Origin of the sequence: Planotetraspora sp. A-T 1434 (genome assembly GCF_025420585.1) — a bacterium.
Lineage (GTDB): Bacteria > Actinomycetota > Actinomycetes > Streptosporangiales > Streptosporangiaceae > JAOEGB01.
In genome coordinates, this window is the sequence record NZ_JAOEGB010000003.1 from 165,941 (window position 1) to 179,475 (window position 13,535).

The window sequence follows — 13,535 nt, forward strand, 5'->3', positions numbered from 1 at the left end:
CTTCCTCCTCGCCTGCGGCTCGTCGGCGAATGACCGCGGTCTCCGTATCTATTCGCTCACTCGCTTCGCTTGCGTAGTCAAGCCTAGTGCCGCACCCGGCAAGATTCGCCCGGGAGGACGGGCCGGCCGGGCCGGCCGGGCACGGTGAAGGCGGCAAGGTCGCGCGGCACGAGGGGCGAGACCGTCAGCCGCGCAGGATGAGCGACATGGCCTCGGCCCGGGTCGCCTCGCTCGTACGGAAGTCGCCCCGGACGGCCGAGGTGATCGTCTTGGCTCCGGGCTTACGGACGCCGCGCATGGTCATGCACATGTGCTCGGCCTCGATCACCACGATCACGCCACGTGGTTCGAGCACCCGCATCAGCCCGTCGGCGATCTGCGACGTCATCCGCTCCTGCACCTGGGGGCGGCGGGCGTAGACGTCCACCAGCCTGGCCAGCTTGGACAGGCCGGTGATCTGCCCCTTCTCGTTGGGCGTGTAGCCGATGTGGGCGACGCCGTGGAACGGCAGCAGGTGATGCTCGCACATGGACATGACCTCGATGTCCTTCACCAGCACCATCTCGTCGTGGTCGGCGTCGAACATCGTGGTCAGCGCGTCCTCCGGCTGCTGCCCGAGCCCGGCGAACTGCTCGGCGAAGGACCGGGCCACGCGGGCCGGGGTGTCCCGCAGCCCGTCACGCTCCGGATCCTCGCCGATCGCGATAAGGATCTCGCGAATGGCCTTCTCGATCCGGGCGTGATCGAACTGCTGCGAAGGTGGGAGCGCCACCGTCAGGCCTCATCCCGCTGTGGCGCCTGGTCGTTGACCCACGGAGCCGGGCCTCCGGCGGGCAGCGCCGAGCCGTTCCCGTTCGCCCTCTCCTTCGGCGTGATCACCGGAGGACGGTCGGACGGGAGCCGCTTGCCGTACCCCGCGTAGGAGGGGCGCTTCTCCTTGGTGACCACCGGGGAGAAGATCTGCAGGACCTGCTCCCGGGAGAGCGTCTCCTTCTCCATGAGCTCCAGGACGAGGTTGTCCAGCACGTCGCGGTACTGGACGAGGATCTCCCACGCCTGGTCGTGCGCCGACTCGATGAGGCGGCGGACCTCCTCGTCGATCGTCGACGCGATCTGCTCGGAGTAGTCCCGCTCGTGGCCCATCTCGCGGCCCAGGAACACCTCGCCGTTGCCGCTGCCGAACTTGCGGGCGCCGAGTTTCTCGCTCATGCCGTATTCGGTGACCATGCGGCGGGCGATCGAGGTGGCCTTCTCGATGTCGTTGGACGCGCCCGTGGTGGGCTCGTGGAAGACGAGCTCCTCAGCGGTGCGGCCGCCGAGCAGCATGGCGAGCTGGTCGTTCATCTCCGACCGGGTCGCCAGGAACTTGTCCTCCATCGGCAGCGTCATCGTGTAACCGAGCGCGCGGCCCCGGGACAGGATCGTGATCTTGTGGACCGGGTCGGAGTTGGGCAGCGCGTGGGCCACCAGGGCGTGACCGCCCTCGTGGTAGGCGATGATCTTCTTCTCCTGGTCCGACATGACCCGCGACTTGCGCTCCGGACCCGCCATCACGCGGTCGATGGACTCCTCGAGGGTGTTCATCGTGATGAGCTTCTGGTCCTGCCGGGCGGTCAGGAGGGCCGCCTCGTTGATCACGTTGGCCAGGTCCGCGCCGGTGAAGCCGGGGGTCCGGCGGGCGATCACGTCGAGGTCGACGTCGGGAGCGAACGGCTTGCCGCGCCCGTGGACCCGGAGGATGCCCTTGCGGCCCTCCAGGTCGGGCCGGTCGATGACGACCTGACGGTCGAAGCGGCCGGGACGCAGCAGCGCCGGGTCGAGGATGTCGGGCCGGTTGGTCGCGGCGATCAGGATCACGCCGCCCTTCACATCGAAGCCGTCCATCTCGACGAGGAGCTGGTTCAGCGTCTGCTCGCGCTCGTCGTGGCCGCCGCCGAGACCAGCGCCGCGGTGCCGGCCGACGGCGTCGATCTCGTCGATGAAGATGATCGCCGGAGCGTTCGCCTTGGCCTGCTCGAACAGGTCGCGGACGCGGGAGGCGCCGACACCGACGAACATCTCGACGAAGTCGGAACCGGAGATCGAGTAGAACGGCACCCCGGCCTCACCGGCGACCGCCCTGGCGAGCAGTGTCTTACCGGTTCCGGGCGGGCCGTACAGCAGGACGCCCTTGGGGATCTTGGCGCCGATCGCCTGGAACTTGGCCGGGGCCTGCAGGAACTCCTTGATCTCCTGGAGCTCCTCGATGGCCTCGTCGGCCCCCGCCACGTCGGCGAACGTCGTCTTCGGGGTGTCCTTGGTGATCAGCTTGGCCCGGGACTTGCCGAAGTTCATGACCCGGGAGCCGCCGCCCTGCATCTGGTTCATGATGAACAGGAAGATCAGGACGATGATGATGATCGGCAGGAAGCTAACCAGCAGGCTGACCAGGAAGTTCTCCCTGGGCACCTCGGCGGTCCAGCCCTTCGGGGGGTTGGCCGTCTTCAGCAGCTGCGTCAGCAGCACGCCCTGACCCTCGACCCAGGGTGCCTGGATGCGGTCGGTCGTCTTACCGGCGACCTCGATCGGCTTGAGGAGGGTGACCTCGACCCGCTGGTCCTTGTCGACCACGGTCGCGTTCTTGACGTTGTGCTGCTCGATCTGCTGGACGACCGTCGAGGTGTCGGCGGTGGTGTAGTTGCCGTCGCCGCTGAACATCGTGGTCACGAGCAGGAGAAGCACGACGATGCCCAGGATCCACAGCAGTGGCCCACGTGTAAATCGCTTGAGATCCATCCGTTGCGGAACCCCGGCGGGCCCGTCCCTTCCTGACCAAGGCCTGGCCCCGGTGTGACCCGGGGTCGCGGCATCCCTTGCCGCTTCTTCGTCTACCCGCGGGTAACCGTTTGGCACCCCACGGATATCCGAAGGTACACCGGGCCGCCGCGTGCGTTAACTGCCCGAGCGGCTCCGGCTTCGCCCTTCCAACGTACGTCAGGCATTCCCGTGTTCCCCGACCTGGGAGCAAATAACGCGCGAGAGGAAGAGCACTTCGCTAAGGGCTTACTCCCCGCCGTAGACGTGCGGGGAGAGGGTCCCGATGAACGGCAGGTTACGGTACCGCTCGGAGTAATCGAGGCCGAAGCCGATCACGAACTCGTTCGGAATGTCGAATCCCACATACCGCACCTCGATGGGCACCTTCACCGCGTCCGGCTTGCGGAGGAGCGTGCAGATCTCGACCGATGCGGGGTTGCGCGACTTCAGGTTGTTCATCAGCCAGGAAAGGGTCAGCCCGGAGTCGATGATGTCCTCGACCACCAGCACGTGGCGGCCCGCGATGTCGGTGTCGAGGTCCTTGAGGACGCGCACCACGCCGGACGACTTGGTGCCCGCGCCGTAGGACGAGACGGCCATCCAGTCCATCTGCACCGGGACGTGCAGCGCGCGCGCGAGGTCGGCCATGACCATCACGGCGCCCTTCAGCACGCCGACGATCAGCAGCTCCTTCCCGGCGTAGTCCGCGTCGATCTGGCCGGCGAGCTCTTTGATCTTGGTCTGGAGCTCTTCTTCCGGAATGAGGACGCTGGAGAGGTCCTCACCCATGTCCGCTGCATCCACCTGGGCTTTTCCTTACAAATCGGCGACGCCGAGATTGGCGACGAAGTACAGCGTGCCATAGCGGCGGACCGCTCCCACCCCCCCGGGTAGGTGCACCGCCTTCTGGCCCCGCCACTCGGTGACCAGGCGTTCCACCTCGTCGATGTGCACGGCGGCGAGCGCGGACGCCGGCGCGCCGGCCGCCACGGCCGCCCGCTGGATCACCCGCCGCCGCACGGCCGCGGGCACCTCCTCCAGGACGGCCACCGTCAGCTCCCCCTCGGGCCCCAGGGATTTGGCGTGGACGGCGGCGGCCCACTCGTCGAGGGCGTCCGCGTCGTCCCGGCAGAGCCGTGCCGTACGGGCGAGCGCCTCGGCGACCCCCGGGCCCAGGGCCGCCTCCAGGGCTGGAAGCACGTCGTGCCGGACCCTGACCCTGGTGTAGGCAGGGTCCACGTTGTGCGGGTCGTCCCACGGCCGCAGGCCGAGCGCGGCGCAGGCATCCCTCGTCCGCGTACGGCTCACGCCGAGAAGCGGCCTCCGGTAGATGCCGGAAATTTCCGGCATGCCCGCGAGTGATCTGCTGCCGCTGCCCCGCGCCAGGCGCAGGAGCACGGTCTCGGCCTGGTCGTTCAGCGTGTGCCCCAGCAGCACGGCCGCCGCTTTGTGGGCGTCGGCCGCCGCGGAGAGAGCCGCGTAACGGGCGTCGCGGGCGGCGGCCTCGGGACCACCCGCCCTGCCGACCGTCACCGTCAGGGCCTCGGCGGGATCCAGGCCCAGCGTGGGGGCGAGCCGTACGACATCGAGGGCACGCGCGGCGGAGCCCTCCTGGAGGCCGTGGTCGACGGTGAGCAGCCCGGCCCGCAGGCCCATCCTGGGCGCGGAGAAGCCCAGCGCCGCGGCCAGGGCCAGCGAGTCGGCCCCTCCGCTGCAGGCGACGAGGACGAGGTCGCCGGGCGCGAGATCCGCGAGCGTCAGCCGTACGGCACGGCGGACGTCGGCGACGGCGGGATGCGGGCCCATGGGGCCATTGTGTCGGGCCTGCGCGTGATCAGGCGTCAGGGGGGTTGAGCGCCTGAGTGCCGAGGACGCGGCCCATCCAGGCGTGCGGGTCGGCGATCTCGTCACGGCTCGGGAGCGAGTCGGGAGACGTCCAGACCCGGTTGAAGCCGTCCATCCCGGCCTCCTCCACGACCGTGCGGACGAATTGCGAGCCCTCGGCGTACTGCTTCATCTTGAGGTCGATGCCGAGCAGGCGCCGGATGAGCTGGTCGACCCGCGAGCCGCCCTCCCTCCGGCGCTGGAACTTCGACCGGATGTCGGCGACCGACGGCACGACGGACGGCCCGACCGCGTCCATGACGTAGTCGCCGTGCCCCTCGACCAGGGTCATCACGGCGGTGACCCGATCGAGGACGGCCTTCTGCTCCGGGGTCTGGATGGCCTCGATCAGGTTGCCGTCGCCGCCCTTGAAGGCGTCGGCGACCGCGTCCGAGGCGGCGCGGAGGCGCTCCAGCAGGGTCGCGAGGTCCATGTCGGAGGCGAGGAGGAACTCGGTCATCTGGCCCCGGACGTACTCCCGCAGCCAGGGCACTCCGGTGAACTGCACCCGGTGGGTCTCCTCGTGCAGGCAGACCCAGAGCCGGAAGTCGCGCGGGTTCACGCCGAGCTCGCGCTCCGCGTGCACGATGTTGGGCGCGACGAGCGTCAGCCGGCCGATCGGCGCGGTCCCGTCGGGGTCCGGCGGGAGGAACAGTTCGTACTGCCCGAGCACCCGCGACGCGAGGAACGCCAGCACCGCGCCCACCTCGACGCCGGTGATGCGCGATCCGACGGCGCTGACGATCGCCGGCATGTTCGACATCTTGTCGGTCAGCGGCTCCAGCACCACGCGGAAGCCGTCGACGTTGGCGCGGATCCAGCCGGGCCGGTCCACGACGGTGGCGGCCTCCGGCGGAGCCGAGTCGATGCGGGTGAACTCCCGCACGTGCCCCTCGGCCTCCCGCGAGAGCTGCCGAAGGTCGGCGACCGCCTGCCTGGCCTCCTCACGGCTCACCTGTGGCCCGGGGCGCACAAGACGAACTCCGGTCGCGACGGCCAGATCCCAGTCGATCACCTGCATACTCACCACCGTACGTGCTCGGCGCCCAGCTCGCGCGCCACCCCTCCCGCCTCTCGCGTGATCATGCACAGATTCCTCGCCGTGCCGTACGGCATGGCGCGGAATCTGTACATGATCACGCACAAGATGTGGGGGGGGTCAGCTGCGGGCGACGATCGCCGCCATCTTGTCCAGCACGGCTATCGCCCCCGGCGGGTTGGCCACGTCGTCGGCCATGAAGGCGAAGGTCAGCAGCCGGCCGTCGGCCGTGTAGACGATGCCCGCCAGAGTGTTCACGCCGGTCAGCGTGCCCGTCTTGGCGCGGATCACTCCTGCCCCCGCCTCCGAGTCCGCCCTGCCGTACCTGTTGTGCAGCGTGCCGGTGAACCCGGCGACGGGCAGGCCGCTGATCAGCGAGTGGAGGCTCGGGTTCGAGGGAGAGGAGGCCGCGGCGAGCAGGCCGGCGAGGGCGGTAGGGGTGATGCGGTTCCTCGTGGAGAGGCCGCTGCCGTCGTAGACCTCGACCCCTTGGTCCACGCCGAGACGGGTCAGGACCCGGTGGACCGCCTTGGCCTCCCCCTCGAAGGTGTGCGGGAGTCCCTCCTTGATGGCGACCTGGCGGGCGAGCGCCTCCGCGAGATCGTTGTCGCTGAGCGTCAGCATCCGCTCGACCAGCGCGTACACCGGCGGAGACTCGACCCTCGCCAGCTCCCGGGCGCCCGCCGGGGCGTTGCCCGGTTTGACGTCCTCGCCGACCTTGATGCCGTACTTGCGGAGCAAGGGGACGAAGGCCTCGGCCGTGGCGCGCGGCGGGTCGGAGAACCGCGCCCCGTCGGCGGCGCGGCCCTCGTCCATGGTCAGCGCGGCGACCGGGGCGACGCTTCCCTCCGGGATGTACGTCGGCTTCCACCCCGGTCCGGTCACCGGCCCGCCGAACAGCGAGGCGTCGTACGACAGGTCGACCGAGGTGATTTTCGCCGCTTTCAGGGACCTGGCCGTGCGGAGGGCGAGCTGGGTCAGCGACGCCGGGCGGGGGTAGACGGCGTTCTTCGACCACTTGGCGTCCTCGGCGGTCTTCGGCCCGGCGAGGGTCGGGTCTCCGCCGCCCACGAGGATGATCGAGCCGGGGGTCGCGCCCTGGACGACCGTGGTGGCCAGGCGGGCGTCCGGCCCGGCCGAGCCCAGCACGGCGACGGCGGTGACGACCTTGGTGGTCGAGGCGGGCTTGAGCGCCGTCGACGCGCGGCCGTCGAACAGCACGCCGCCCGTCCGGGCGTCGAGCACGACCCCGGCGACGCTCTTCCCCAGCGCCGGGTCACCCATGGGGCCACCGAGCTGAGCCGTCAAAGTACCCTTGGCGGGGAGAGCCCCGTCCCCTGCCGCGGCCAGAACCGGACCCGCGGTGATCAGGGGGGTAGGGGCCGGTTCCGGAGACGCGATCGGAATCGGCATCTGGGCGACGTCATGGGTGATCCAATAGAGGCCCGCGACGACGACGAAGATCTGCAGCAGGGCGAGCGTGGCCACCACCACCCACCGCTCACGTCGCACCACGAGACCTCACTTCGCGCCAGGCCGAAACACGTTTACGAGACATTAACGCCAGCCCGGGAAGCCGGGGGCGTGAGCGGAGGAACCGCAGTGGAGTTCGACGTTGTCGTGGAGATTCCCAAGGGGCAACGGAACAAGTACGAAGTGGACCACAAGACTGGCCGCATCCGCCTTGACCGCCTGCTTTTCACGTCAACTCAGTACCCCGCCGACTACGGGTTCATCGAGAACACCCTGGGCGAGGACGGAGATCCTCTCGACGCGCTCGTGCTGCTGCAGGAGCCGACCTTCCCCGGATGCCTGATCAAGTGCCGCGCGGTCGGAATGTTCCGGATGACCGACGAGAAGGGCGGCGACGACAAGGTCCTCTGCGTGCCGGCCACGGACCCCCGCATGGAGCACATCCGCGACATCCACCACGTCGCCGAGTTCGACCGGCTGGAGATCCAGCACTTCTTCGAGGTCTACAAGGACCTGGAGCCCGGCAAGTCGGTCGAGGGCGCCGACTGGGTCGGGCGGGTCGAGGCCGAGGCCGAGATCGTGGCGTCGATCAAGCGGCACGAGCAAGAGGAGCACTGAGCTACACCGGCCGGGTGGCGCCGACGAGGTCGTGCCTCCAGATGCTCGAAATACGGACCACGTCCCCCGTCTGGGGGGCGTGGACCATCAACCCCCGGCCGATGTAGATCCCGACGTGGTGGATGGTGCCGGGATTGCGGCTCAGCCGCCCGTAGAACACGAGGTCGCCGCTTCGCAGGTCCTTCAGTGGCACGTGCGGCCCCGAGTTCCACTGTGTGCCGGTCCAGTGGTCGAGGGAGATGCCCGCCCGCTGCCAGGCCCGCATGGTCAAGCCCGAGCAGTCGTAGCCGGAGGGCCCGTCCGCCGCCCATACGTACGGCTTGCCGAGCTGCTTGAGCGCCCACTGGGCCGCGCGGCCGCCCCTGCCGGAGGCCAGCCCTCCCGCCCATGACGGTACGGCGAAGCTCCCCCGGCGGCCGGCCCTCTGTTTTCGGGTCTCGTCGCGGGCGCGGCGCAGCCGTTCGACCCGCGATCTGGCGGCGTCGAGGCGCCGCGAGATCGCGGTCTTCTCCTTGCTGATCTGCTCGGTCTCCTTGATCTGCCGGTCGACCGCCAGCCTGGCGGCGTCCCTGGCCAGCCGTACCTGCTCGGCTGTCTTGAGCTGGTCGGCATAGGCCTGCGCGGCTTGAGTGCGCAAGATCGCGTAGACGCGCTGGGTGTCGCGAAGCTGCTCCAGCGTGGCGGCCTGTTCGCTGCTCAGCTGGCTCAACAGGCTGGCCCGCTGCAGGAAGCCCCCGACATCGCCGGAGTCCGAGAGCATGGCCGCACCTGACACGGACAGGTCGAGCTGGTCGTAGTCCTCGGCCGCCTGCGCCGCCACCGTGGCGCGCACCTGCTGGTAGTCGTCCGCCGCCTGGCGCAGCCGGAGGACCGCCTGCTCGTAGTCGTTCCGAGCGGCGTCAAGCTTCACCAGCTCGCCGTTGTACGCCTCGACGAGCCGCTCCGCGTCGGCGGTGAGGTCGTCCTGGCGGGCCTGGGCGACGGCGAGGTCCGCCTCCGCCTTGCCAAGCTCATGCGCCCGGTCCTGGGCCTGCTGGCGGGCCTCGGCGACGTCCTGCGGCGACGGTCTCGGCTCCGCGCCGGCCGGGCTCCAAAGGGTCAGGACGATTCCCGACCCCAGTCCGGCGACCAGGCCCGATGCTCTGAGGAGTGGCATGCTACCCCTTCCCTAACTCCACTCCCCTCACTTCCCGTTGACTACTCTCCGTACACATTGAAGACATGGACAGTAATTCTGCTATGGGGTAGATCGCCCGGCATGTACGAGAAAGCCGGGAGGTCCACCGTCGGATCGGCATGGCCTCCGGTCAGGTGGTGCCGGAGGTCGTCGGGGACGGCTGCGCGGCGGGGTCGCCCGCGGAGTCGGCGGGGTCGTTCCTGCGGGCTGCGGCCGCCTCGGTGGGCGGTGGACCAGCCGGAGGCCGATCGCCCGGCGCATCCCCCGACCGCCGGCCCGCGGTTCTGGAGCCGTCTCCCGGGGCGCCGCTCCACCCCCGATCGCGGCGCCCCGACTCGCCTCTCCGCTGCGGGTTACCCGGCGCATCGCCTGACCACGGATCACCGCTCCCCGGCCTGTCCCCTGACGATCGATCGCCGGGCCTGTCCCATGGCCGCGCATGCGCCGACCTGGTCCATGGCCGCTGGAAGTGAGCGCCCCACCGGGCGGGCCGCCCCTGCGACTGGTCGGCCGCCGCGCCTTGCGGGGGCTCGGGTTGCCGCTGCGGGGTCTGAGTGGGAGGCGAAGCCGGCGACTGAGTGGGAGGCGGAGCCGGTGTCGGCCTGTCGGGACACTCACGCCGCGGCCGGGGATGGTGCTGGTGGTCGTGGCCGTGCTCGTGCTCGTGCTCATGGTCGTGGTCGTGGTCGTGCTCGTGCTCATGGTCGTGGTCGTGGTCGTGCTCGTGCTCATGGTCGTGCGGTGGCCACGGGCCCGGGCCCGGCCATCCTGGCGGGGGCCCATCCGTGGGGGTGGGCCCGGTGGGAGTCCCCGTGGGCATCTGGGACGGCGGCGGCTCGGAACCGGAGGGCTGGGTCGGGTGGGTGGACGGCTGGCTCGTCGGGTGAGTCGTCGGGTGGGTCGAGGGGTGAACCGACGGCTGGGCGGAAGGCTGCGAGGGCCGGGGCGGCGGGCCGTACGGCCGGGGCGGCCTCGGCCGCGGGGGAACGGGCGCCGGGGTGGGCAGGAGGAGGGGCCGGGCGGGGAAGAGAGGCTCCGCGAGCTGCCGTGAGTCGATCCGGCCCATGGGCGAGTGGTCGGCGACCGGCTCGAGAAGCCTCTCGCCGGGCCTGGCCGTCGTCGGCGCCGGGACGCGAGGAGCCTCGCTGGCGGTCGGCAGCCCTTCCGAGGTGAAGCGGGTGACCCGCTCCCCCGGCCCACCGGCCAGTTGGGCGAACACGAGCGCCACCGTGGCGACGGCCGCGACGGCGGCGACCGCCCCCGCGACGGCCTGCGCCAGCCGGCCGTCCATCCCGGCGCCCACCCTGGGGAAGCCGGAGGCGTCGAGCGGCCCGACCCGCTTCGCGACATATCGCCGGTAGGGGACGAGCTCGGGGTCGATGAAGCAGCTCAGCACCCTGACCCGCAGGGTGTCGGGGAGGATCACCTCGGGCAGCAGGGCGAAGACCTTGGCCTGGGAGACCTGCCTGACCCGGTGACGTGAGCACGTCTCGCAACGCGTGAGATGCCTTGCCACCCGCTCGCGCGCCTCGGGCGTGAGCTCGCCGGAGAACCCAGCGAGGATCTTGGCCAACCGGTCGCATTCGTTCGGTTCCCGCCGGGCGAGGATCTCGACGGTGATGGCGTCGCGGAGCCGTTCGATCGCGGCGTCGTTCAGCGCCTCCGCGTAACGCTGCCCGGTGCCGAGCACCGCCCCCAGATCCGCTCCGGAGATCCCATGCCGGGTGGTCAGCTCCAGGACCTCGCGGTCCTCCGGGGCCAGGGCCGCCACGGCGTTCCAGGCGACGGTCCGCATCTCGGCGTCCGCGGGGTCGGCGAGCGGCGGCACGGCGGCGAGGGCCAGCTCGGTGTCCACCGGCGATGACTCTCCGGGCCTGCCGCGGCGCAGGCATTCGCCGTGGGCGAGGGCGTACAGCCAGACTCTGAACCTCTCGGGATCGGCCAGCGCGCCGACCAGGGCCTCTGCCGCGACCAGCGTGTCGCGCAGCGCGACCTGGGCGCCGTCCGGGCCGCCGAGGACGGCACGGCAGTATCGATAGACGCTCTCGGCATACGTGTCATAGAGCGCGGCCAGAGCTCCCGGCTCGCGGGCCCGCAACGCGTCAACCAGGACGCCATCATTCATGTAACCAAGAGTAAATGCCTGGTAACCGAAAGCTCCACCGATTCCGCCGAAGCGGCATAACGCCATCGACGGCATTCAGGGTCCAGCTCTCGGAACTTTCCCGCACTGAGCACAGTTCGCCCAATTTGGCCGGGCTTGCTGGTAATAGGAGCGTTTTATAAAGATAAATCTAGATAGATCGATATAGATTTCCAGCGCACTCGTCCGGTGCCTGCTCAGACCCCGAGAGGACCGGGACACGGCGAGGGCTCGCCGGAGCTCCGGGGCGTCTAATAGGGCGCAGCCCCATCATCGGCGCAGCCCATCATCGGACCGGCGCCCGTCGACCGCATTACTTCTCGCGGACGACGAGTCCGGCCTCGGCGCACCCCTGGGTGAGCGCCTCCAGCCCGAAGGCGTCGACCGGCCCCAGTGCGCCCTTCCCGCGCACGCCGGCCAGCGCGGTGACCGCTCCCCAGGCGATGACGCGGGCGGTGAAGTCGTAGGGGTCTCCCCCCTCGAGGTGGGCCGAGGCGAGGAGGCGCCCTCTCGCGTCATAGGCCTCGGCGACGATCTGAGAGGAGATGCCCGGGTCGGCGGCCTGCGGCCGGTTCCCCGCGCGGAGCACCCGGTCGGCCATCGCCTCGGTGACCCGCTTCGCCCCCGGCACGGCGGCGAGCACCGGAGTGGCCCTCGCGAGCACTCCGGCGGCCCTGGTCAGCCCGCCGAGCCAGCCGAGATAGACGTTGACCTCGCGCAGCCCGGGGTGGGCCGGCGGCAGGGTGAAGTGCTCCGAGGCACCCACCGAGATGCCGTGGCGGCGGCGGCCGCCCACGTGGAACTGGCGGGTCCGGCCGTTCTCGCGGACGATGCGGCCCTGGCGGAAGCCGTACATCGGGTCGAGGAGGATGCCCAGGGCGGACGCCCAGGTGCCGGAGCTGGCGCGCCTGGCGATGTTGCCGTTGACGAAATATCCCACATCCACGCGCACCGCCTCGGACCCGGCCTTCCGCAGGGCCAGGGCGGCGGCCAGGTTGCCCGGCACGTAGTCGTACCCGAAGGCGGTGAGCAGGGCGGCTCCGGCGGCCGCCGCGGGCGGGCCGTACCGCTGGAAGACCCGCTTGATGAACGTCGGCTCACCCGTTGTGTCGAGGTAGACGGCGCCCGCGTCTGTCGCGGCGGTGACCGCCGCCTCACCCCATCGGACGAACGGGCCCACGGCGGAGATCAGCACGTCTCCCGGGCCGACGATCCGGCCCACGGACTCCGGACGGCTCACATCGGCGACGGCCGTGGGCACCTCGGCCTGCAACGACCTGGCGAGCGCGTCGAGCTTGGCCTGGTCGCGGCCCGCGAGCAGCGGCCGGGCCCCGCGGGCGAGCAGGGCCTCGGCGATGAGCGCGCCGGTGAACCCGGTGGCTCCGAAGAGCACGATCCTGGGGGTCGTCATGCCGTTACGGTAACCTGCCTTGGATTTCAAGATCCACAGCGGGTCGGCGCCGATATCGGACATCGCAACGTCGCCAGACCACTCACCGTCGCCGATCGTCTCGCCGTTCCGGATCACTGCCGCCGATCGTTGATCGCCTGATAGCCGCGGTCCTTGGCGAACGGTTCGGTCGTCGGCATCACCGTGTGGATCGGGGCGGCCCCGGCGAGCGCCAGCTCCTCGTACGGCTTGGCCGTGGCGCCCCAGGCCGTCGCCAGCACGTCGGTTCTGGCAACGGCGCCCCCGCTGACGCCCTCCACAGTGACGACGAAGCGCCGCCTGTCGTTGGCGCGGACGTTGTCGGCGTAGGCCGTGCCGCCACCGAGGAGCTTGCCCGCGGCGTCGCGGAGGAGGGCGGTGACCGCGAGACTGGTCGCCGCTTTCATGAAGGGGTCGAGGACGTAACCCGTGACGAGGTAGGAGCCGGTCGGCAGCCGTTCCGTCGTGACGTCCGACACCGGGAACTCCAGGTAGGCCGACGGCACCCGGGTCGCCATGCGCCAGCTGGCGCGCCGATAGTCGATCTTCACGCGGACCGGTTTGACGCTGGATAGCGCCTGACCGGAGAAGGGCAGCCTCCCGCCCGGAGGGACCGCGTCGAGCGGCTGCTCCAGGTGGACGACCTCCTTGCCGCCCGCGTCCACGGCGCTGATCACAGCGACCGCGTTCTCACCGAAGTGGTAGCGGTTGGCGTTCCCCAGCACGCCCGCCCAGTTCACCACATAGCCGGCGCCCGACTTCACGACCGAGGAGGTCTGCTCCTTCAGGGCGAGGGGCCGGAGGTCCGCCTGATTGTCTTCGCTTGCGCACGCCGCGGTCACCAGTCCGGCGAGGGCGAGTGCGATCGTCATTCGGCTACGTCGCGTCACTTAGCCGTCATAACCCCTGAATAGGGCGCCGAGCCCCGGGACACGCGCAACTCGTACCGGCTTTTTAACCGCCCACCTTTTGCCCG

11 protein-coding genes are annotated in these 13,535 nt (G+C 70.4%); 1 reads left to right on the forward strand and 10 read right to left on the reverse strand.

Translation table 11 applies throughout. The features are described 5' to 3' along the window. Positions 1-184 precede the first annotated feature (184 nt). The 6 genes from folE to dacB form a co-directional block, all read right to left on the reverse strand. Positions 185-772, reverse strand: coding sequence for a GTP cyclohydrolase I FolE (gene folE / locus N5079_RS05980; protein ID WP_261582473.1), 588 nt, complete (start codon positions 770-772; stop codon positions 185-187). 2 nt (positions 773-774) lie between these two features. Continuing rightward, a complete protein-coding gene (gene ftsH / locus N5079_RS05985) occupies positions 775-2,775 on the reverse strand; it encodes an ATP-dependent zinc metalloprotease FtsH (protein WP_261582475.1) in 2,001 nt (666 codons plus the stop codon). Between the two features lie 267 nt (positions 2,776-3,042). Next, positions 3,043-3,600 carry a hypoxanthine phosphoribosyltransferase gene (hpt, locus tag N5079_RS05990; protein WP_261582476.1) on the reverse strand — a complete coding sequence of 186 codons (558 nt, stop codon included), beginning with the start codon at positions 3,598-3,600 and terminating at the stop codon, positions 3,043-3,045. A 12-nt stretch (positions 3,601-3,612) separates the two neighbouring features. After that, positions 3,613-4,602 carry a tRNA lysidine(34) synthetase TilS gene (tilS, locus tag N5079_RS05995; RefSeq protein WP_261582478.1) on the reverse strand — a complete coding sequence of 330 codons (990 nt, stop codon included), beginning with the start codon at positions 4,600-4,602 and terminating at the stop codon, positions 3,613-3,615. Positions 4,603-4,630: 28 nt separating this feature from the next. Next, positions 4,631-5,701 (reverse strand): zinc-dependent metalloprotease, encoded by a 1,071-nt coding sequence (locus tag N5079_RS06000; protein WP_261582481.1) that lies wholly within the window; start codon positions 5,699-5,701, stop codon positions 4,631-4,633. Between the two features lie 138 nt (positions 5,702-5,839). Next, positions 5,840-7,234 (reverse strand): D-alanyl-D-alanine carboxypeptidase/D-alanyl-D-alanine-endopeptidase, encoded by a 1,395-nt coding sequence (gene dacB, locus N5079_RS06005; protein WP_261582483.1) that lies wholly within the window; start codon positions 7,232-7,234, stop codon positions 5,840-5,842. An 87-nt stretch (positions 7,235-7,321) separates the two neighbouring features. Here dacB and N5079_RS06010 point away from each other — a divergent pair, with 87 nt between their 5' ends. Beyond that, positions 7,322-7,810, forward strand: coding sequence for an inorganic diphosphatase (locus N5079_RS06010; RefSeq protein ID WP_261582485.1), 489 nt, complete (start codon positions 7,322-7,324; stop codon positions 7,808-7,810). 1 nt (position 7,811) lies between these two features. On the opposite strand, the gene N5079_RS06015 is transcribed toward N5079_RS06010, so the two are convergent. The 4 genes from N5079_RS06015 to N5079_RS06030 all read right to left on the reverse strand — a co-directional run bounded on the left by N5079_RS06015 (position 7,812) and on the right by N5079_RS06030 (position 13,431). Further along, positions 7,812-8,966 (reverse strand): C40 family peptidase, encoded by a 1,155-nt coding sequence (locus tag N5079_RS06015; RefSeq protein ID WP_261582486.1) that lies wholly within the window; start codon positions 8,964-8,966, stop codon positions 7,812-7,814. A gap of 151 nt (positions 8,967-9,117) precedes the next feature. Beyond that, positions 9,118-11,112, reverse strand: a complete 1,995-nt coding sequence (locus N5079_RS06020) for a hypothetical protein (RefSeq protein ID WP_261582487.1) — start codon at positions 11,110-11,112, stop codon at positions 9,118-9,120. A 331-nt stretch (positions 11,113-11,443) separates the two neighbouring features. After that, entirely contained in the window at positions 11,444-12,541 is a 1,098-nt protein-coding gene (locus N5079_RS06025; protein WP_261582488.1) for an NAD(P)H-binding protein, read from the reverse strand. A 113-nt stretch (positions 12,542-12,654) separates the two neighbouring features. After that, complete coding sequence (locus N5079_RS06030) at positions 12,655-13,431, reverse strand: hypothetical protein (RefSeq protein ID WP_261582489.1); 777 nt, start codon at positions 13,429-13,431, stop codon at positions 12,655-12,657. Positions 13,432-13,535: the final 104 nt, after the last annotated feature.

Excerpts from the sequence above, each read along its gene's own strand:
- N5079_RS06015 (WP_261582486.1), bottom strand. The coding sequence starts at position 8,966 with ATGCCACTCCTCAGAGCATCGGGCCTGGTCGCCGGACTGGGGTCGGGA.
- N5079_RS06030 (WP_261582489.1), bottom strand. The coding sequence starts at position 13,431 with ATGACGATCGCACTCGCCCTCGCCGGACTGGTGACCGCGGCGTGCGCA.
- N5079_RS06025 (WP_261582488.1), bottom strand. The coding sequence starts at position 12,541 with ATGACGACCCCCAGGATCGTGCTCTTCGGAGCCACCGGGTTCACCGGC.
- N5079_RS06020 (WP_261582487.1), bottom strand. The coding sequence starts at position 11,112 with ATGAATGATGGCGTCCTGGTTGACGCGTTGCGGGCCCGCGAGCCGGGA.
- tilS (WP_261582478.1), bottom strand. The coding sequence starts at position 4,602 with ATGGGCCCGCATCCCGCCGTCGCCGACGTCCGCCGTGCCGTACGGCTG.
- ftsH (WP_261582475.1), bottom strand. The coding sequence starts at position 2,775 with ATGGATCTCAAGCGATTTACACGTGGGCCACTGCTGTGGATCCTGGGC.
- N5079_RS06000 (WP_261582481.1), bottom strand. The coding sequence starts at position 5,701 with ATGCAGGTGATCGACTGGGATCTGGCCGTCGCGACCGGAGTTCGTCTT.